Origin of the sequence: Saccharobesus litoralis (genome assembly GCF_003063625.1) — a bacterium.
GTDB lineage: Bacteria > Pseudomonadota > Gammaproteobacteria > Enterobacterales > Alteromonadaceae > Saccharobesus > Saccharobesus litoralis.
The window spans coordinates 4031546-4051303 of the sequence record NZ_CP026604.1 but is presented as its reverse complement, the minus strand read 5'-3'; the positions used below and the strand labels follow the sequence as shown (position 1 = coordinate 4051303).

General features: G+C 38.9%; 15 protein-coding genes. 8 read left to right on the top strand and 7 right to left on the bottom strand.

Annotated elements, in window-relative coordinates; translation table 11 throughout:
• Positions 1–119: 119 nt before the first annotated feature.
• Positions 120–497 (bottom strand): hypothetical protein, encoded by a 378-nt coding sequence (locus C2869_RS14720; RefSeq protein ID WP_108603660.1) that lies wholly within the window; start codon positions 495–497, stop codon positions 120–122.
• 68 nt (positions 498–565) lie between these two features.
• On the opposite strand from C2869_RS14720, the gene C2869_RS14715 reads away from it, so the two are divergent.
• The gene (locus C2869_RS14715) at positions 566–1246 is read left to right on the top strand and encodes a TIGR01621 family pseudouridine synthase (protein ID WP_108605073.1); all 681 of its coding nucleotides are present in this window, start codon (positions 566–568) and stop codon (positions 1244–1246) included.
• Positions 1247–1249: 3 nt separating this feature from the next.
• Here the strand turns inward: C2869_RS14715 and C2869_RS14710 are convergent, their stop codons facing one another.
• Positions 1250–1915 carry an alpha/beta fold hydrolase gene (locus C2869_RS14710; RefSeq protein ID WP_108603659.1) on the bottom strand — a complete coding sequence of 222 codons (666 nt, stop codon included), beginning with the start codon at positions 1913–1915 and terminating at the stop codon, positions 1250–1252.
• 188 nt (positions 1916–2103) lie between these two features.
• On the opposite strand from C2869_RS14710, the gene trxB reads away from it, so the two are divergent.
• From trxB to infA, 4 genes are all read left to right on the top strand, one after another.
• Entirely contained in the window at positions 2104–3051 is a 948-nt protein-coding gene (trxB, locus tag C2869_RS14705; protein WP_108603658.1) for a thioredoxin-disulfide reductase, read from the top strand.
• A 112-nt stretch (positions 3052–3163) separates the two neighbouring features.
• Entirely contained in the window at positions 3164–3880 is a 717-nt protein-coding gene (gene aat / locus C2869_RS14700) for a leucyl/phenylalanyl-tRNA--protein transferase (protein WP_108603657.1), read from the top strand.
• Between the two features lie 10 nt (positions 3881–3890).
• A complete protein-coding gene (locus C2869_RS14695; RefSeq protein ID WP_108603656.1) occupies positions 3891–4601 on the top strand; it encodes an arginyltransferase in 711 nt (236 codons plus the stop codon).
• A 150-nt stretch (positions 4602–4751) separates the two neighbouring features.
• Positions 4752–4970, top strand: a complete 219-nt coding sequence (infA, locus tag C2869_RS14690; RefSeq protein ID WP_016955625.1) for a translation initiation factor IF-1 — start codon at positions 4752–4754, stop codon at positions 4968–4970.
• A gap of 67 nt (positions 4971–5037) precedes the next feature.
• On the opposite strand, the gene clpA is transcribed toward infA, so the two are convergent.
• Both clpA and clpS read right to left on the bottom strand, forming a co-directional pair.
• Positions 5038–7299 carry an ATP-dependent Clp protease ATP-binding subunit ClpA gene (gene clpA / locus C2869_RS14685; RefSeq protein WP_108603655.1) on the bottom strand — a complete coding sequence of 754 codons (2262 nt, stop codon included), beginning with the start codon at positions 7297–7299 and terminating at the stop codon, positions 5038–5040.
• 36 nt (positions 7300–7335) lie between these two features.
• Complete coding sequence (clpS, locus tag C2869_RS14680; protein ID WP_108603654.1) at positions 7336–7656, bottom strand: ATP-dependent Clp protease adapter ClpS; 321 nt, start codon at positions 7654–7656, stop codon at positions 7336–7338.
• 192 nt (positions 7657–7848) lie between these two features.
• On the opposite strand from clpS, the gene cspD reads away from it, so the two are divergent.
• Complete coding sequence (gene cspD, locus C2869_RS14675; protein WP_108603653.1) at positions 7849–8070, top strand: cold shock domain-containing protein CspD; 222 nt, start codon at positions 7849–7851, stop codon at positions 8068–8070.
• Positions 8071–8201: 131 nt separating this feature from the next.
• On the opposite strand, the gene ydiJ is transcribed toward cspD, so the two are convergent.
• The 3 genes from ydiJ to C2869_RS14660 all read right to left on the bottom strand — a co-directional run bounded on the left by ydiJ (position 8202) and on the right by C2869_RS14660 (position 13191).
• The gene (gene ydiJ, locus C2869_RS14670) at positions 8202–11237 is read right to left on the bottom strand and encodes a D-2-hydroxyglutarate dehydrogenase YdiJ (protein WP_108603652.1); all 3036 of its coding nucleotides are present in this window, start codon (positions 11235–11237) and stop codon (positions 8202–8204) included.
• 107 nt (positions 11238–11344) lie between these two features.
• Entirely contained in the window at positions 11345–12694 is a 1350-nt protein-coding gene (locus C2869_RS14665; protein WP_108603651.1) for a class II 3-deoxy-7-phosphoheptulonate synthase, read from the bottom strand.
• 14 nt (positions 12695–12708) lie between these two features.
• On the bottom strand, positions 12709–13191 hold the full coding sequence (locus tag C2869_RS14660; protein WP_108603650.1) for a low molecular weight protein-tyrosine-phosphatase: 483 nt from the start codon (positions 13189–13191) through the stop codon (positions 12709–12711).
• Between the two features lie 416 nt (positions 13192–13607).
• Here C2869_RS14660 and C2869_RS14655 point away from each other — a divergent pair, with 416 nt between their 5' ends.
• Both C2869_RS14655 and C2869_RS14650 read left to right on the top strand, forming a co-directional pair.
• Positions 13608–15866 (top strand): bifunctional diguanylate cyclase/phosphodiesterase, encoded by a 2259-nt coding sequence (locus C2869_RS14655; protein WP_108603649.1) that lies wholly within the window; start codon positions 13608–13610, stop codon positions 15864–15866.
• 493 nt (positions 15867–16359) lie between these two features.
• Positions 16360–19596: a glycoside hydrolase family 2 TIM barrel-domain containing protein gene (locus C2869_RS14650; protein ID WP_108603648.1), complete on the top strand. Its 3237-nt coding sequence runs from the start codon at positions 16360–16362 to the stop codon at positions 19594–19596.
• Positions 19597–19758 lie beyond the last annotated feature (162 nt).

Below are 19758 nucleotides of genomic sequence, written 5' to 3'. Positions count from 1 at the left end.
TTGATGATTAAAACCTATAACAAGATTCAACTTGTTAAATTTGTGTAAATTTAGACGACACTGCAATAATAATCATTGCTGGGCGCTGTTGTCTATGCCATGAGTCACTTTTTTAGGTTTCATCCCCCAATTGGAGATGGACAGGGGGTTTCTATATAGTTTCGATCGACATAATTATAAGTTCGAATAAATAATTTATAGGGGTAAACGCCTTGCCAAAATTCTTTGTCTTGCGCTTTAGGGCAAATTGTCACGAGTACATAGTTTTTATGTTGCTTGTCAGAAAGGCCTATTCGTTCAGGTATTTGAATATAAGCCGCTATTCCTTTATCAATCGCTTTTGCTCCTCTATATCGCCACTCGCCTCGAACAAATTTAGGCGCAAACAATTGGTCTACTTTTTTCAAAGTGGGTCGTTCAGCATACTCTTCAACCTGCTGTCCACAAGCAAGCAGATTAACAATTAAAGTACAAATAATTAAGCCACGGTAAAACACAAGGACTCCAATTAACTTTTGCCGCCTTGCAGGTTATGATGGCGGCTGGTCAATTTAAGTGTATGCCTATGTCGTTAGTTTATCAAAATGAGCATTTTGTTATTGCTTACAAACCCGAAAATGTTGATTTCCATGATGATAGTCAAAACGGCAATCAAGGTTTTTTTAACCAGACTAAGCATGAGTTACAATTAACTGAGCTCTATCCTTGCCACCGCCTAGACAAAGTCACATCTGGTTTAATCATTTTCGCAAAAACATTAAACGCCGAGCATGCTTTTAATGAATTGTTTAAAAACAAAAATATCCAAAAAATCTATTTGGCAATTAGTGATCGAAAACCCAGCAAAAAACAAGGCAAGGTCGCTGGCGATATGGAAAAATCACGAAATAGCGCTTGGCGATTATCTCGCAGCCAAATGAATCCTGCAATTACCCATTTTAATAGCATTGCGCTGACTGAAGGCAAAAGATTATTTGTATTAAAACCTGCAACGGGTAAAACCCACCAACTTAGAGTTATGATGAAATCGCTAGGTAGCCCAATATGCGGCGATCAACTTTACAAAGGAACCGAAGTTGACCGCGTATACCTGCATGCTTATCAACTCAAGTTCAGTTTATTTGGTGAGGATTATACTTTTAGTCAATTTCCTAATTCGGGTTCTTGGTTTTTGTCTTTGGCAAAACAAACCAATTTAAAGTCACTAATCCATGAAAAAATCGAATTATTAGCCGCTAAAGCATAATCCTTAATCTACCGTGTGATCGATAAATTCGCCGTTTTGCAAAAAATGGATCGTATTTTCGATCACTTTTAAATTGTTCATAATAAATGTATGGCTAGCATTAACGACCAGAAAGTCTTTCATACCTTCAATTTTGGCTCGCTCAACAGATACCTTGCCATCATTAGGTCCGTTAAACAGTTTTTCTAAAATAGGGTTAAGGGATAAATCACCTGTAATCACGCCTAAGTTAAAATTTACTGGACCTAACGAATTTGGCTTACTGGCTAATGTGGTGCCTAATTCGCTGCCTGCCGGCCCATTTATCATTTGAAATAACCGCCAATCTGCAAATAAATCCACTAGTTCACTGCCTTTATTTGGCGGCGAAAGCATGACAACCTTATTTATAAGACATTCACTATGGAGGTGCGCTAAGTTTCGAACCAGTATTCCGCCCATTGAATGACAAACAAAGTTTAAAGCACACTTTTGTTGTATCAATGCATTCAGTTTAGGCCAAACAAAGCGTTGAGTAAGTTCATCAATTGAATGATCAGTAGACGGATAATTAATATTAATGACTGTAAAACCGGCATGACGTAGAGCAAGTTCCATTGGTAATAACGACATTGCACTGCGAGCTAAACCATGCAGAAGCACGACTATCTGTTCATTATTTTGGGCCATAACACTCTATTTAGGTTATTTTAAGAATAAAGCTATCTAAATTAGTTTAATGTTGTACATAAAATAAAAATAAATCCATCATTCAGCGTAATTTATTTGGTTATAATCCGGTTTTATTTTTCCGCACGCCTTGAAACTTTTTTGGCATCCCCTATCTAAATATAAAGATAAATATTCGGAGATTCATAATGAGCGAAGTAAAACATGCTCGCCTAATGATTTTAGGCTCTGGTCCAGCTGGTTATACTGCAGCTGTTTACGCAGCACGCGCTAATTTAAACCCTGTATTAGTTACAGGTATGCAGCAAGGTGGCCAATTAACCACCACTACTGAAGTAGAAAACTGGCCCGGTGATGCCAATGACTTAACAGGTCCGGCTTTAATGGATCGAATGAAGGAACATGCCGAAAAGTTTGAAACTGAAATTATTTTCGACCATATCGAAAGCGTGGACTTTTCACAAAAACCATATCGATTAAAAGGTTCAAATGAATATACGTGTGATGCACTAATCATTTCGACCGGCGCGTCAGCAAAATATTTAGGCTTACCTTCTGAAGAAGCGTTTGCCGGTCGTGGTGTTTCAGCGTGTGCGACTTGTGACGGTTTCTTCTACCGTAACAAAAAGGTTGCTGTTGTTGGTGGTGGTAATACCGCTGTGGAAGAGGCTTTGTATCTAGCGAATATCTGTTCTGAAGTCCATGTTATTCATCGTCGTGAAACTTTCCGCGCTGAGAAGATCTTAGTCGATCGTTTAATGGATAAAGCAGAAAACGGTAATATTACCCTTCATTTAAATAAAACATTAGATGAAGTGTTAGGTGATGACATGGGTGTGACGGGTGTGCGAATTAAAGATACCCAAACTGATGAGTTATCTGAAATTGAAGTATTAGGTACCTTTATCGCTATTGGTCACAAACCCAACACAGATATTTTCCAAGGACAGTTGGAAATGAAAGATGGGTACATTGTGGTTAAATCTGGCCTAGACGGCAATGCAACACAAACTAGCATTGAAGGTATCTTCGCTGCTGGTGACGTGATGGATCACAACTATCGTCAAGCCATTACCTCTGCCGGCACGGGTTGTATGGCTGCATTAGACGCTGAGCGCTATTTAGACGCCCAATAAAATTGCACAACGAGTTATCAATCAATACGTGATAACTCGTTTTCATTTTTTACCCTATGCACTTTGAGTGTACTATACTGCTAAATAAGTGCGATTAATTTAGCATACCAACATGACTACTGCTGTTTACCAGCTCGATCCTGAACGTATAGAATTTCCGCCGGCTACTCATGCCCTATCCCACCCAAATGGTTTATTGGCTATTGGTGGGGATTTATCCATTCCTCGGCTTATTCAAGCTTATAACAATGGAATATTCCCTTGGTATAACCCAGGTGAACCTATTTTATGGTGGAGCCCTGATCCGCGCGCCATTCTTGAATTAGACGAATTTCATTTAAGCAGGAGTTTAAAAAAATCGCTTAGAACCAAAGGCTTCACCTATAGTGTTAATTTAGCATTCAGTGAAGTCATTGCTCAATGTGCCAATATCCGTGCTAAACATGAAAGAACATGGATCACGGAAGACATATATCAAAGTTATAACCAATTGCATGCGCAAGGTATTGCTCATTCTGTTGAAGTCTGGCAAAACAATATATTGGTTGGGGGGTTATATGGCATTAACGTAGGTAAAATATTTTGTGGCGAGTCTATGTTCCATACCCAAACCGACGCTTCAAAATGCGCTATGGCGATATTAGTACAAATTTTACGTGAGCATGACTACCAGTTTATCGATTGCCAATTGCAAAACGATCACCTTAAGTCGTTAGGGGTAAAAGAAATTAAGCGTGAACACTTCTTATCTCAACTCAATTGTTATAAACAAATGTCAACCGATAGCGCTTGCTGGCAACCAAGGTCTATCGATTATCTTATGGAGTGAGTAAGCCCTTATGACAAAACCAATACCGTTAAAATTCGGCGTCAGTCAAACTTTTCCTTGCAGCTACCTAGACGATCAACAAGAGCGTTTACTCGTAGCAATGGATGACATCGTGTTTAACGGTGCTAATTACGAGCAATTATTAAAAGTTGGTTTTAGACGCAGTGGAGAACAAGTATATCGGCCGTATTGTGTTGGCTGTCAGTCTTGTGAATCGCTAAGAATTATCGTTAATAAATTTAAGCCAAGTCGAAGTCAAAAACGGGTTTTAAAACGTAATCAAAAATTTGAAGCCTTACTTGTGCCTAATGATACTAATGTTAAAAGCTATTTTCCTATGTATGCTAGGTACATTGCCGCACGCCACAGAGATGGATCTATGTATCCACCGGATTATGAGCAATACAATAACTTTGTTAAAGCCGAATGGTTACAAGTCGGATTTTTAGAAATATACGAACAAGATAGGCTTATTGGTGTCAGTGTACTTGATATACTGCCTACTGCACTATCAGCCGTATATACTTTTTTCGAACCCGAATACCACCAAGATTCATTAGGTACTTTTGCAATATTAAAAGCCGTTGAATTTGCTAAATCCCTCAAACTGCAACACGTCTATTTGGGATATCAAATAGACCAATGCAATAAAATGAACTACAAATCTAAGTTTACCCCGCACGAAAGACTGATTGATTCTATTTGGGTAGAGCAAGATTAATACGCTGTTTTACGCTCATTTCTTAGAAAATATTAAATTTATCTGTTAAATAGTAGGTTTTTTGGCCATTCCTCTTTACATACTAAGGCGGTTAGTGCATTATTCCGCGCAAATTTTTTGAGCCTATTTATTACTGAGGTTAACTGCTGGATGGCAAAAGAAGACTGTATTGAAATGCAAGGTACTGTACTGGATACATTACCTAACACTATGTTCCGCGTTGAGTTAGAAAACGGTCACGTTGTGACAGCGCACATTTCTGGAAAAATGCGCAAAAACTACATTCGAATCTTAACCGGTGACAAAGTAACAGTTGAAATGACTCCTTACGATCTGTCTAAAGGTCGCATCGTATTTCGTCAGCGTTAATCAAGTTCGAATTCAAATAAAAAGCCCGCTAATTGCGGGCTTTTTTGTTTCCACAGGTGAAAACTGTTTAATGGGTCGTAGCTGCACTTTTTTCAGTTTCAAACTCAAATGCAAGTTCGTCACCATTAACACTCACTACAACATTACCGCCTTTAACCAGTTCACCAAACAACAACTCATGCGCTAAAGCCTTTTTAAGGTGCTCTTGAATGACTCGTCCCATTGGGCGAGCACCCATCGCTTTGTCGTAGCCTTTATGGGCTAACCACTCCCTCGCGTCGCTGCGTAACTCTAAGGTAACGCCTTTATTGTCAAGCTGAGCTTCAAGTTCAGCAATAAACTTGTCAACAACTTGTACAATAATGTCAGGAGATAAATGATTAAACCAAATAATATTGTCTAAGCGATTTCTAAACTCTGGTGAAAATGTACGATTTATTTCTTCCATTGCATCAGAGCTATGATCTTGCTGATTAAAACCGATAGATTTACGCGTGGTTTCATGAACACCGGCATTAGTGGTCATCACAAATACAACATTTCTAAAGTCAGCTTTACGGCCATTGTTATCGGTTAACGTACCATGATCCATAACCTGTAATAGAATGTTAAACACATCAGGATGCGCTTTCTCTATTTCATCGAGCAAGACAACACAATGAGGATGTTTGATAACCTGATCGGTCAACAAACCACCCTGTTCGTAACCTACGTATCCTGGAGGCGCACCAATTAAGCGAGATACGGCATGACGCTCCATGTATTCAGACATATCAATACGCACTAGCTCTAAATTAAGTATTTTCGCTAGCTGTTGAGTAACCTCGGTTTTACCAACCCCTGTAGGTCCGGCAAACAAAAAACTACCTATAGGTTTATTTTCGTTAGCTAAACCTGAACGAGACAATCGAATGGCCGATGTTAAGGTTTCAATTGCTGGATCTTGACCAAACACCATCATTTTAAGATTGCGTTCTAAATTTTTCAGTACATCTCTATCAGATGATGACACTGATTTTTCAGGTATACGTGCCATTTTAGCGATGATATGTTCAATATCTGCAACACCAACGGTTTTCTTACGTTTGCTAACGGGTAGCAAACGTTGCTCAGCACCGGCTTCATCAATAACATCAATGGCTTTATCGGGTAAATGACGCTCGTTAATATATTTTTCAGACAATTCAGCTGCGGCGCGGATCGCTTTGTTCGTGTAGCGAATGCCATGGTGCTCTTCATATCGCGATTTTAAACCATGTAATATCTTGGTTGTATCATCAACTGAAGGTTCAAGAATATCGATTTTCTGAAAACGACGTACAAGTGCCCTGTCCTTTTCAAAAATGCCTTGAAACTCTGAATAAGTAGTCGAGCCAATACATTTCACTTTACCACCAGATAATAGCGGCTTAAGTAAATTAGACGCGTCCATTACCCCACCAGATGCTGCACCAGCGCCAATTATGGTATGAATTTCATCTATAAATAAGATAGCCGCTTCGTCTTGTTCAAGCTCTTTTAAAATCGCTTTAAAACGCTTCTCAAAATCACCTCTATACTTTGTACCCGCTAGAAGTGAGCCCATATCCAAAGAATAAATAGTGGCGTTTTCAATAACTTCTGGTACCTCTTCACAAACTATTCTGTAAGCTAACCCTTCTGCAATTGCGGTTTTACCTACGCCAGCTTCACCGACTAATAACGGATTATTTTTACGTCGGCGGCAAAGCACTTGAATGGTTCTTTCAAGTTCGGCATCACGACCAATTAAAGGATCTATCTTACCTAGTTTGGCTTGTTCATTAAGATTAGTTGCGTAGTTAGTTAACGTACTCTCTGATTCAGTTTCGCTAGTTGTCTCGCTACTCTCGTCGCTGTTAAATGCCGATTCGTCAGTACGAGAAATACCATGAGAAATATAGTTGACGATATCTAAACGCGAAATATCCGATTTTTTCAATAGAAAAACGGCGTGAGATTCTTGCTCACTAAAAATAGCTACCAGCACGTTTGCGCCGGTGACTTCTTGTTTTCCTGATGATTGTACGTGAAACACTGCGCGCTGTAGCACTCGCTGAAAGCCCAATGTTGGTTGAGTTTCACGTTCTAAATCATCTTCTGGAATAATAGGCGTTGTTTCGCCTATAAACTCCATTAACTCAGTTTTAAGTTTATCCTTTGGTGCACTGCATGCGTCCAGCGCTGACAATGCTTCAGGGTTTTCAAGCAGAGCTAGTAATAAATGCTCGACTGTCATAAATTCGTGACGATCGTTTCTAGCGGTGCGAAAAGCATCATTCAACGTTTGTTCAAGATCTTTATTAAGCATACTTAAGCTCCAACTGCGATAAAAATTCTAATAGAGTTATGCTTCTTCCATTGTACATAACAAGGGGTGCTGATTTTCACGGGCGTATTGAGTTACTTGAGCAACTTTAGTCTCCGCTATTTCAGCTGTAAATACACCACATACGCCCTTTCCATCATAGTGTACAGCTAACATAATTTGCGTTGCTTTCTCCTCGTCTAACCTGAAGAATTTAATTAGCACGTCTACGACAAAGTCCATTGGCGTGTAATCGTCATTATTCAATAACACTTTGTACATTGGGGGTGGCTTGAGTTTTTGCTTCTCAGCACTCAGTTGCTCTTCGATAAGAGCACCAGATTCTTTAAAACTGCTCATAGTTTAAATATAGACTTACTCGTTAGGTTTGCGAAACAAAATTTTTCATAAAAATATCTTTTTTATTCTTTATCAAACAATTTCTTCCAAAGTGCTTGACGATTAGAATAAATTATCTAAAGTATCATATGTAGGTTATGCGGAATTTTTCAACCGCAAACAGGTAATTAAGCACCCAAAAGGAAAAGATGTATGGCGACTGGTAAAGTTAAGTGGTTCAACAACGCTAAAGGCTTTGGCTTTATTGTTCCTGATGATATGAAAGAAGAGCAAGATGTATTTGCGCACTATTCAACTATCACAATGGACGGCTACAGAACGCTTAAGGCAGGTCAAGAAGTAGAGTTTGATCTGACTGAAGGGCCAAAAGGGTTACACGCAACAAATATTAAACTTCCAGGCCAAGTAAAATAAGCCTTTAAGTTAACGAAATATAAAAAAGCAGCGTTTAACGCTGCTTTTTTTTTGCTTAAAATTTTAAGCTCTGAATGCACAAAGTACGCTCAGGCAATAATCATAAAACCTGAGCGACAACAAGACTATCACTAGAGTAATGCGTTCAACACCTGCACAGGATGCTTAGGCTTAAATTGCTCGAAACGTTTTACTTGTGAGCGGCAAGAATACCCCGTAGCTAGAATATATTCTTGTTCACTACCCGCAATTGCCTGTTGCCAGCTTTGTTCATAAATACCTTTAGAATTAGCTAGATGATCCTTTTCATGGCCATAAGTACCTGCCATACCACAACAGCCAACCGCTACATTGTTTAATTGCAAACCGAATTTAGAAAAAATTGTTTGCCATTGGGCTGGGCTGGTTGGTAATGAGGTTTTTTCAGAACAATGTCCTAGTAACTTATAGCTATTACCTTTAGCCTCAATATTTGGTAAATCTATGCTTGTTAGCCATTCATGCGGAAGTTGCACATCAAAACAGCTTGCTTCCTCACCTAATATCTTTTTATATTCATCGCGATAACACAACACAAGTGAAGGATCAGTGCCCACTAGATTGATACCTAATTCGGCCACTTGGCTTAAAAAGCTCGCACTATCTTTAGCTGCCGCTGCAAATTCATTTAGAAACCCTTTTACATGCTGTGGTTTACCGTTAGGTTTAAACGGCAATAATATCGGTGTGTAACCTAGTTTAATAATGAGTTGGATCCAATCTTTAACCACATCGGCATCATAAAATGATGTAAATGGGTCTTGGACAATCGCGACTAGTTTTGCTCTTTGCTCTTGTGGCATTTGTTTAATACGCGCTAAATCCCAGTCAAGCACATTGAGTTGTCCGACTTGTTCAGTTAATGTCGGATAACTCAGCATAGGTGTATCGACGTAACCAAAAACGGTTTTAAAAAACCAAGCACTAACAGGATTACCAGCAATAAAGTTGGATAAGCGCGGCGCTTTTGCCATTAATGGCGCACTTCTTTCTACCGTTGCAACTAAATAGTCTTTCAATGGCCGAGCGTAACGCGAATAGTAAGCTTGTAAAAAGCGAGCTCTAAACGTTGGTACATCAACTTTGATCGGACAAGCACTAGAACAGGCTTTACAAGCTAAACATTCATTCATACTTTCCATGACTTCGTGTGAAAAGTCATAATCTGATTGGTTTCTAAATCGCTTAGCAATCGATTGAATAAAGCTTTGCGACTGACTTAAACTTTGCTCTAGTTTATTAAAATCTATACCTTGTTGAGATAACTGCCTTAACCATTCTCGCATTAAACCAGCGCGGCCTTTAGGGGAATGCCGACGATCACGGGTGATTTTGTATGATGGACACATTGGTGATTGGGTGTCCCAATTAAAGCATAAGCCATTACCATTACAATTCATTGCCGTTTCGACACTATCTCTCACTTCAATTGGGATTTGTCGATCGTAATAACCCCGTTTTTTATCATCGACCGAAACCAATGCTTCGCTAGAGTCGAGCGGCGTACATATTTTGCCTGGGTTCATACGGTTATGCGGATCAAAGGCGGCTTTAATTTTTCTCAGTTCAGTGAAAAGAGCTTCGCCAAAAAATTCTGGGCCATATTCACTTCTGTAACCTTTACCGTGTTCGCCCCACATTAAACCGCCATATTTAGCGGTTAACGCCACCACTTTGTCAGATATTTCTCTAAGCAAGGTTTCATCTTGCTCTTGTGTCATATCTAAAGCAGGTCGAACATGTAATACACCTGCATCGACATGGCCAAACATGCCATAATTTAAACCGTAGCCATCGAGCAACACTCTAAATTCAGCGATAAAATCGGCTAAATTTTCAGGCGGAACCGCGGTATCTTCAGCAAACGCTAACGGTTTTTTATTTCCTTTAGTGTTGCCGAGTAAACCCACGGCTTTTTTACGCATGGCATAAATGGTTTGAATAGATCCTAAATCGTAGGTAACTTGATACCCTATTACGCCTTTGTCACCGCTAATGAGTTGTTCGAGTTTTGTTTCTAACTGTGCAACTTTGCTTTCAATTTCTGATTGATCATTAGAGTTGAACTCAACTATGTTGATCCCGTCCATCACTTTGCCTGGCACATCTTCAATCAAGTGACTGACTGAATGCCAAATGATGTCTTCTTTAGCTAGGTTTAATACTCGACTATCAATGGTTTCTACTGAGGTTGCGTTAGCTTGCACAAGAAACGGTGCGTTACGTAATGCTGAATCAAAACTATCGTATTTTACGTTAACTAAAGCTTTATATTTTTGAATAGGTGTAACATTTAATTTTGCTTCGGCAACAAAAGCGAGCGAGCCTTCTGAACCTGTAATTAAACGTCCAAGATCAAATTGACTTAAATCCTGATTAAACACATTTTCAAGATCGTAACCGGTCAAAAAACGATTAAGACGCGGAAATTTTTCCAGAATTTGTTGCCGTTTATTTTGCGCAGTATCAAGCGCCTGTTGGTATATTTTACCTATAGAATTAGCGCTTTGAGCCTTTTTATGTGCTTCTGCAACTGGTAATGCTTGCGTATCTAACTGACTACCATCAACCAATACTGTTTTAAGTGCTAATACATGGTCAGATGTTTTGCCATAAACCAATGAACCTTGACCTGATGCATCGGTATTTATCATGCCGCCTATGGTTGCACGATTACTGGTACTTAAATCGGGAGCAAAGAAAAAGCCAAAAGGTTTCAAAAATGCATTCAGTTGGTCTTTAACCACACCAGCCTGAACTCGTACCCAATTTTCTTCAGCGTTAAATTCTAAAATTTGATTCATGTGGCGACTTAAATCGACAATAATTCCCGATGTAAGTGATTGACCATTCGTCCCTGTTCCGCCGCCTCTAGCCGAAAAGCGAATATCCAGAAAATCAGGCTTATTAGCTAACTTAGTTAAAATTAATAAATCGTCAGTAGACTTAGGTAAAATTACCGCCTGCGGCAAAGATTGATAGATACTGTTATCTGTAGCGACAGAAAAACGGCTCGCGTAGCTGGTTTCGATATCCCCAGTGAAGTGACTATTTTTTAAAGTATCAATAAACGCTAGGTATTGTTTCTCGATCGCGTCGACTTCGGTTAAGCGAGGCAAAGTGGTCATAAGCTTTTTAAGTACAAGTGGATGAAAATATAAAGGCGCTATTATACGGAAAAACAAAGGTACTGGGATGTACCTTTGTTATAAAATATATCGAGTTGGCAGTTTAACTATTGAGTGGCCTCTTTTAATGATTCAGAAATAATAAACGCCATTTCTAGCACTTGATCGGCATTTAATCGAGGATCACATTGTGTTTCGTATGCTTGGCTTAAATCCTCATCGGATATTTGATATGCACCACCAGTACATTCGGTAACATGCTGGCCCGTCATTTCTAAATGAATACCACCTGCAACTGTCCCTTCAGCTTTGTGTACCGCAAAAAAGTGCTTAAGTTCAGATAAAATGGCATCAAAATTACGCGTTTTATAACCTGATGAAGAACTAACTGTATTGCCATGCATAGGATCACTGCTCCATATGACATTACGTCCTTCTTGTTTCACTTTTCTAACAAGTTCAGGTAGTTTGTTACCCAAGGTATTAGCACCCATTCGAGTGATCAAGGTTAAACGTCCTGGATCATTTTCAGGGTTTACCGCATCGATTAAACGGATTAAATCATCGGCCTGCATTGAAGGCCCTATTTTAACGCCTACTGGGTTATTAATCCCTCTGAAATATTCAATATGCGCATGGTCTAATTGTCTAGTGCGTTCACCTATCCAAACCATATGTGCCGAACAATCATACCAAAGGCCTGTCAACGTATCGCATCGTGTTAACGCTTGTTCGTAGTTTAGCAATAATGCTTCATGGGATGTAAACAAAGAAGTCTCTTGAATTGCTGGGGTATTCTTTGCTGAGATCCCACATGTTTCCATAAAGGTTAAAGCTTGCTGAATTTGTTGCGCTATAATTTTATATTTTTCTTTGAGTGGATTGGCTTCCACAAAACTCATATTCCATCGATTCACTTCATGCAAATCAGCTAACCCTCCCTGAGCGAATGCACGTAATAAATTAAGCGTTGCGGCTGACTGATTGTATGCGGTAATCATCCTTTGTGGATCAGGGATCCTAGCTTCAGGTGTAAAATCAAACCCATTAATAATATCACCTCGATAGCTAGGTAAACTTACTTCATCGCGAGTTTCCATATCATTGGATCTCGGTTTAGCGTATTGGCCGGCCATACGAGCCACTTTCACAATTGGTTTTTGTCCTGAAAACGTCAGTACAACCGCCATTTGCAAAAGCGTTTTAAATGTATCTCTGATCTTGGGAGCATTAAATTGACTAAACGATTCAGCACAATCCCCACCTTGCAACAAAAACGCATCGCCAGACACGACTTTACTTAATTGACAACGTAAATCTCTTATTTCTGCAGCAAATACTAAAGGAGGAAATTTATTTAATTGCTGTTCAACCAACTCCACTGCTTTGGCATCTGGGTAACTAGGTTGCTGTAAAATAGGGTAAGTTCGCCAACTTGTAGGTGACCATGGTTTCACGCTGAATTCCTTAGTTATTGGTTATGATAAGCTTTAATTAGCCCTTCACAGGCATCTTCTACTAAGTCTAGTACATGCTCGAAACCTTCACTACCACCATAGTAAGGATCAGGGACTTCTTTAGTCGATTGAAAATTTTCTGCAAATTCGAGAAATAATTTAATTTTGTGTTGATAGTGAAGTGGACACTCAGCTAACAAGTCATTGTAATTATTAATATCCATTGCCAAAATTAAATCATACTGCTCAAAGTCATCATCATTAACTGGACGGGAGTATATTTGGCTAAAATCATAGCCACGTGCTTCTCCGTGTTTTCGAGAGCGTTTATCTGGTGTTGCTCCTTCGTGATAACCCGCGGTGCCCGCGCTATCAATTTGTATAGGTAATTTTAAGTCTTTAATTTTTTGGCGAAAAATAGCGTGCGCCGTTGGAGAACGGCATATATTGCCAAGGCAGACAAAAAGGCAAGACTGGAACGAGTTTTGTTCAAACATACAGACTGGGTTTTAATAATGTTTTTTGCTGTTGGTAACAGCTTAACTGATAAATACCATAAGTGGCAGAAAATGTTTACTTACGTTATATAACTCACAACGCACTAAACTAACAGACAGATATTTCACAAATATCTGTTATATTTTAATTATAATAGCAACAACAGATACAAAAACAAAAATTGTTTTATACTGGCGTAAAATGATAGTGCATTAGCGAGTGCTAATTAAGTAAAATACTATAGTCAAAGCGATCAGGTTTAACCATAAGGCCTGAGCGAGAAGACTATATTAGCAGGCATAATCTCAAGATTTGAACTAGACTAGCTTTAAGTTTAACTGTGCATGTACAAGTGTGTACACAGTAACTTACTACTGGTACGTACCCTATTCTTATATTTAACAAGTTAATTGCATTGACACCGATAAGCGCATTTTTACATAAGTTCCAATATGCGATAGCCAGTTTGTTGCTGGGTATTATTGTCACATTTGTTATTCAGCAGCCGATTAAAGACGAAGAGCGCAGTCTCGTTAATCAACAATTGTCTATTCAAGCTTATAAAATTGAACGTGCAATTCGTCAATCGAGTCAAGAGCAGGCTTTTACATACGATTGGCTTGTCGCGCAATGGCTAAGCTTTGGCCAACCAACCGCAAGCAATTGGACAAAGCAGGTTAATCAGATAACAGATAGCCATAAATTTGTTAAAAGCATTTTATGGGTCGATACCAATTTCAAAGCAACTTGGGTAGAACCATTTCGTAACAATGAAGAGTACTTAGGGCTAGATTTTGCTGCGCATCCTACTATTTATAGCAAGTTGAAACAGGCAAAAACGTATGGCAAAGCGTTTGCGTCCTATTCGCCGTTAGCACCCGATAACAAGTTATTGCATTACTACACACCCATTGGAGCCCATAAGCAAAATCAAGGTTTTATTGATAGTGTGATCAATGTTGAAAAATTTTTACTCGACGTAGTAAGAAACAGTATTGATGATGGTTATCAAATTGCAATTACTGACAAAGAAACAAAGCAAGAGTTGTTAGGCTTTTATGGCGATCGGCATTTAACTAATCAATGGTTAATTGTCGCCGAAGTCGATGTTTTTCAAAAACAATGGCTAATTGAAGTATGGCCTACCGCTTTTCGATTAGATGCTATCAGTCAGGGTATATCAACTGCTTTGCTGTGGGGTGGTTTACTTATCTCCATTTTAATTTCTTCAATTGTGTTTTTGTTAAGCCGCAGTTATCAACAAAAAGTCCAATTGGTAAAAACCAATAAGGATTTACAAACTGAAATTAATGAACGAAGCAAGGTCGAAGAAAGTCTGGCGTTTCTTGTTGAATACGACAAATTAACTCGACTTTATAATCGTAGCGCCATCGAACGGCATATAGTCGATAATTTACATCGAGATAATTCACAAGATACGTTTAACGTCCTTATGTTGCTTGACTTAGATGGCTTTCGCGAAGTTAACAATGTCGTTGGCCATATTTCTGGGGACAAAATAATACAAAAGGTGGCACAGCGCCTTGGTCATTTAATGCCAAAACACAACGGCTTTTTAGCACGTGTAGGTGGTGACGAGTTTGCCGCCTATTTTACTGGTGTTAAAAACTTAGAAACCGCTAGTGTTTATGCTCGAAGAATGCTTAAAGGCGTCGATTCAAGATTTGTGCTTGATGGTTATGAGCTTTATTTATCGGGCTCGATTGGTATTGCGATATCGACTCCAGAATACCAAACCTATACCGATTTATATCGCAATGCAGACTCTGCCTTAAACCAAGCAAAACTAGATGGTAAAAATTGCATTAAGTTTTATGACGAGAGTTTAAAAGAAGACATTCGAAATCGTCTCGATATGCTGAAAAAATTGAGAAAGTCCATCGAGAATCAGGAATTTAGTCTTTATTACCAACCCAAAGTCGATACCAAAACCGGAAAATGTGTAGGTGCTGAGGCGTTAATACGTTGGATAGATGCGGATGGCAATATGATTGGCCCCGACCAGTTTATTCCGCTTGCCGAAGATACAGGGTTAATCGTACAAATTGGCGAATGGGTATTGGAAGAAGCTTGTAGTCAGTTAGTGAGATGGCACAAGTTAGGTTTTGATGATTTAACTATCGCTATTAATATTTCGGGTCGGCAACTACAGCACCCTGAGCTCATTGATCACGTAACCGATGCGCAAACACGTAATCAGTTGGATCCGAAATTCATCGAACTGGAATTAACCGAGCAGGTATTTATCGAAAATATTGATAGTTCCAAAGCGTTTATGCATGGCGTGCGTGAAAAAGGCTTCTCACTGAGTATTGACGATTTTGGTGTCGGCTATTCGAGTTTGTCTTACCTTAAACACTTTCCTGTCGATACGATAAAAATTGACCGGTCATTTGTACGCAATCTTCCCCATGATCAGGATGATGTACATTTAGTGAATACAATCATTAACCTTGCACATAATATGGGCCTTAAGCTTGTTGCAGAAGGCATAGAAGATATAAAGCAACTGGAATTTTTGGCCCATAAGGACTGCCATATTGCACAAGGATTCTTCTTTAGTAAACCCATACCGGGTGACGAATTTACTAAATTTTTACTTAGTATGAATGGAAACTTCACCCCATCAATTATAAGCAATATGACAAGTTAAAACGCTTTTTCAGAGCTACTTGGCTTTCCAGTATCAGTATTTATAGTCAAAGCGATCAGGTTTTAGGGGAAGCCGTCAAGCTTCGAGACCCCATGAGCATATGCTCTATTATGTGATTGGGGCGAGTAAGCGCAGGCAATGAACCATAAGACCTGAGCGAGAAGACTATAGTTGACCAACTCGGTCAATCGGTAAGTTTGTTGGCTTTGAGATTCTAGGCACTCTTTGGGTTGTTCGTTTGATGATATTGAATACCCACTACTTCTCCAGTTAAATCAACTGAACACTCCCAGCACTAAAACTATGAAAACTAAATGAACTCATTAGATTGAGAATTTCCTCTGTATTGATAAATTTTTTTGTAAATAAATTTTAAATATGATTTTTGTTGCTTATATAGACACATTTATGTGTTATATTTATCGTGAGTATAAATAATACATTTCTATATTTTGCCATTGGTATTATAGAAATAATAAAGAGTTTGTTTTATATGAAGTCACTAATAAGCACAGCGCTTCTCGTTTCTATGTCTTTATTACTTGGATGCAATCAAGTCGAAACTAATGTAAAGCGTGAAGAACCAAATACTAAAAAACCAAATACTACCCAATCAAATACCCTATCTTTAAATGGTGATTGGAAATTCCACGCCATCTATGGTGAAGGCGCTAACTATATGGATATTAGTGAGCGGGACAGTGATTTAGTAATAGATAACACTGATGCTGATATAGAATCAAAAGGTAAGTGGAAGCCTTCTACCAAAGCTGCAAGGAACTCACACTTTTACGGTAGCAACTATGTTCAGCACTACTTTACATTAACGAATTTAAAAGGTGGCAATAAAAGTGATGATTCCTATTTTCGCTTTTTGCCGAAATTTAAAAAGTCAGGTTATTACGAAGCCTTTACTCGCTACCCTTTTGCTTCACATTTAACGGCTCAATACAATATTAAACACGCTGATGGCATATCAACAAAATATGTTAGCCAACGTGTTTTTTGTAATGAGTGGAATAGCTTGGGTATTTTCAAATTTGACCACAATGACAAAAACTATGTTGAATTAACAGCCATTGTTAGCGGCAATGTTGCGGCAGATGCGGTTATGTTTAGAGAAGTATCACCTGAAAAATATTTAACCGCTAAACAAGAACCCAGTCAGGTTTATTTAACACATTTTAATGACGAAAATTGGCATAACCTAAAAGTGCCAGGACACTTTGGTATGTTAAATGCTTTTTCTAACTACACAGGAAAAGCTTGGTATCGTAAACATATTAACCTACCGTCACATTGGCAAAAAGCCAGTGATGAGCGTTATTATCTTAAATTTGACGGTGTATATCACTTATCAAAGGTGTATTTAAATGGCGAATTACTTGGTAAAAATCGCGGTGGTTTTACACCATTCGAATTTGATGTCACAGAATTTTTAAATTACTCAGGTAAAAACGTGCTTGCCGTTGAGGCAGATAATAGTGCGATAGTCGGTGCAACGTGGAACTGGGGAGGGATCATACGTGACGTTACCTTGTCTAAAAACAAAGACGTACGCATAGACCATCAGTATGTTCATGCAGAGCCAAACCTAGCTACAGGCGAAGCTGACATAAAACTTAGAGTTCGAATAGAAAACAATGCAAGCCACGCTCGTCAAATCAAAGTCGAATCAAGCATAGCTGGGTTAAATATCAACAAACAAGGCACTATTGCCCAATTGACAGGCTCTATTACCGTTGCGGCTAATAGTAAACAGGATATTCATTTAACCGCACACTTAAAGCCTGAGAATGTTGAACTGTGGCACTTTGACAACCCTAAACTTTATCAAATGACAACGCATATTGTCGACTCTGGCCACACTCTGCATTCTAAACAGGATAATTTTGGTATTAGAAAAATAGAGCTAACCGACTCAAAAATGTTACTCAATGGCGAGCCAGTTAGATTAGCTGGTTTTAACCGTGTCAGTGAACATAGGTATTGGGGGTCTAGCGAGCCAGAAGCGTTATTAGCGCAAGATATTGATTTAATGAAAGAAGCGGGAGCTAATTTTATGCGTATCATGCACGGTACTCAGCATAAAACGCTATTTGATTTAGCTGATAAAAAGGGCCTTTTACTATTTGAAGAGATCAATGTTCGAGACCTAGATAATGACGAGTTTAGAGCTAACTACTATCCCGTTGCCAAACTAGAGAAAGAAAAAGGCATAAAACTAAATTTAGCTGAAGAAGAAATATTAACGCTAGACGAGCCCTACGTAAAAGTACGCCCCGAGCACGGCCTAACTATTACAGATAAAAATTACTTTTTAGCTAAGTATTGGCTAAAAGGCATGATAGAGCGTGATATTAATCACCCGAGTATTATTGGTTGGAGCGTAGGCAACGAGCTCAACAATCATTATGAATACGGAAAAGCTGCAATAGAGTATGTTAAAATAGAATTAGATCCCTATCGCCTACTAACTTTAGTTAGCAACTCGGGACAAAAACCTGAATACACCCCAGAGACGGATCCCAATACCTTTGTCGACATGATCATGCACAATATGTATCGCTGGCAGGGTAAACCACAAGATATTTTAGACACATTGCGTAAAAAGTGGCCAAACAAACCTGTGTTTATCTCTGAATTTGGTTTTGATCCTTTCCCATCGACAGCGCTCGATTCAGACAAAGCCATATTCTCTGAATGGACTAATCACTTCAGATACAAAAATGAATTCGTCATTGGTACCGCCATGTGGACCTTTAATGATTATCGCAGTGCGTATGCCGGCACGACAGCGGAAGAGAATCGCGTTTGGGGAGTTATTACATCATGGCGAGAAAAACGTCGCCTGTACCCACGCATTAAACGTGAATATGCGCCAGTTAAAGATATTGAACTAACAAATATCGATTTTACCAATAATAGTGCGAATGTACGCTTGCCAATACGAAGCGAGCGTGACTACCCAAGCCATTCAATGACTGGCTACCACCTTAATTATCAATTCCATGATTTACAGGGACAGGTTGTTTATCAAAATAAACTGCCCTTACCTACTCTCAAGCCAACCGATAAAGAGTGGCAAGGTGTGATCACATGGCAACCGTTACCGACCAATATTTTGGATATTAGCTTAAGTTTAGTTACGCCAACTCAACATTCGCGCTTAGATAAAACACTATCATTCAACCCAGCTATTAGCCCAAGTATTAAGTCGGCTATTGCAGGTAAAAACGCCATTCGAGTGTTGTTTGACCCCGTGCCTAACGCGACAGAGTATTTCGTACAGTATCGAGAAAAAGGCGCAACCAAGGTTACACCTAGCAAGACTGAAAAAACAATTAGTCATTACATTGATATTGAAGGATTAAAAGACAATAGCCAATATGAGCTGCAACTTTACGCCATTAACGATAAAGGCCCAAGCCAACCCTCTAAAACCTTCGAGATCACTACCGCGCAATCGTGGTTACCACCCATTATATGGGATGCCTTTATCGCTGATAATAAACTGGTGATCGGTTATTCCAGTGATTTTGAAGATGGTATTTACAGCGTTCGCTACGGTAGCGATAAACATAATTTAGATAAGCGTTTCAAATCCAATGTTAGAGGCATGATGACGATAGCGTTAAACAATGAAAAAACACTATTTTTTCAAATAAAACGTCAATATCAAGGTAAAACCAGTCAATGGTCACAGATTGTCAAAGCGCAATTAAGATAATTTAATCACTTTGAGTTGATTAAAAACCCGCTTAAAAGCGGGTTTTTTGTATGTTCTAAAGCAAAGTCGCTATGTTACTTTGGTATTTAGGGTGTTCTCCGATAGATAACTTCGAACTACATTTATCCCTTCAAATATATTCACTAAGTACTAAGCGTATGT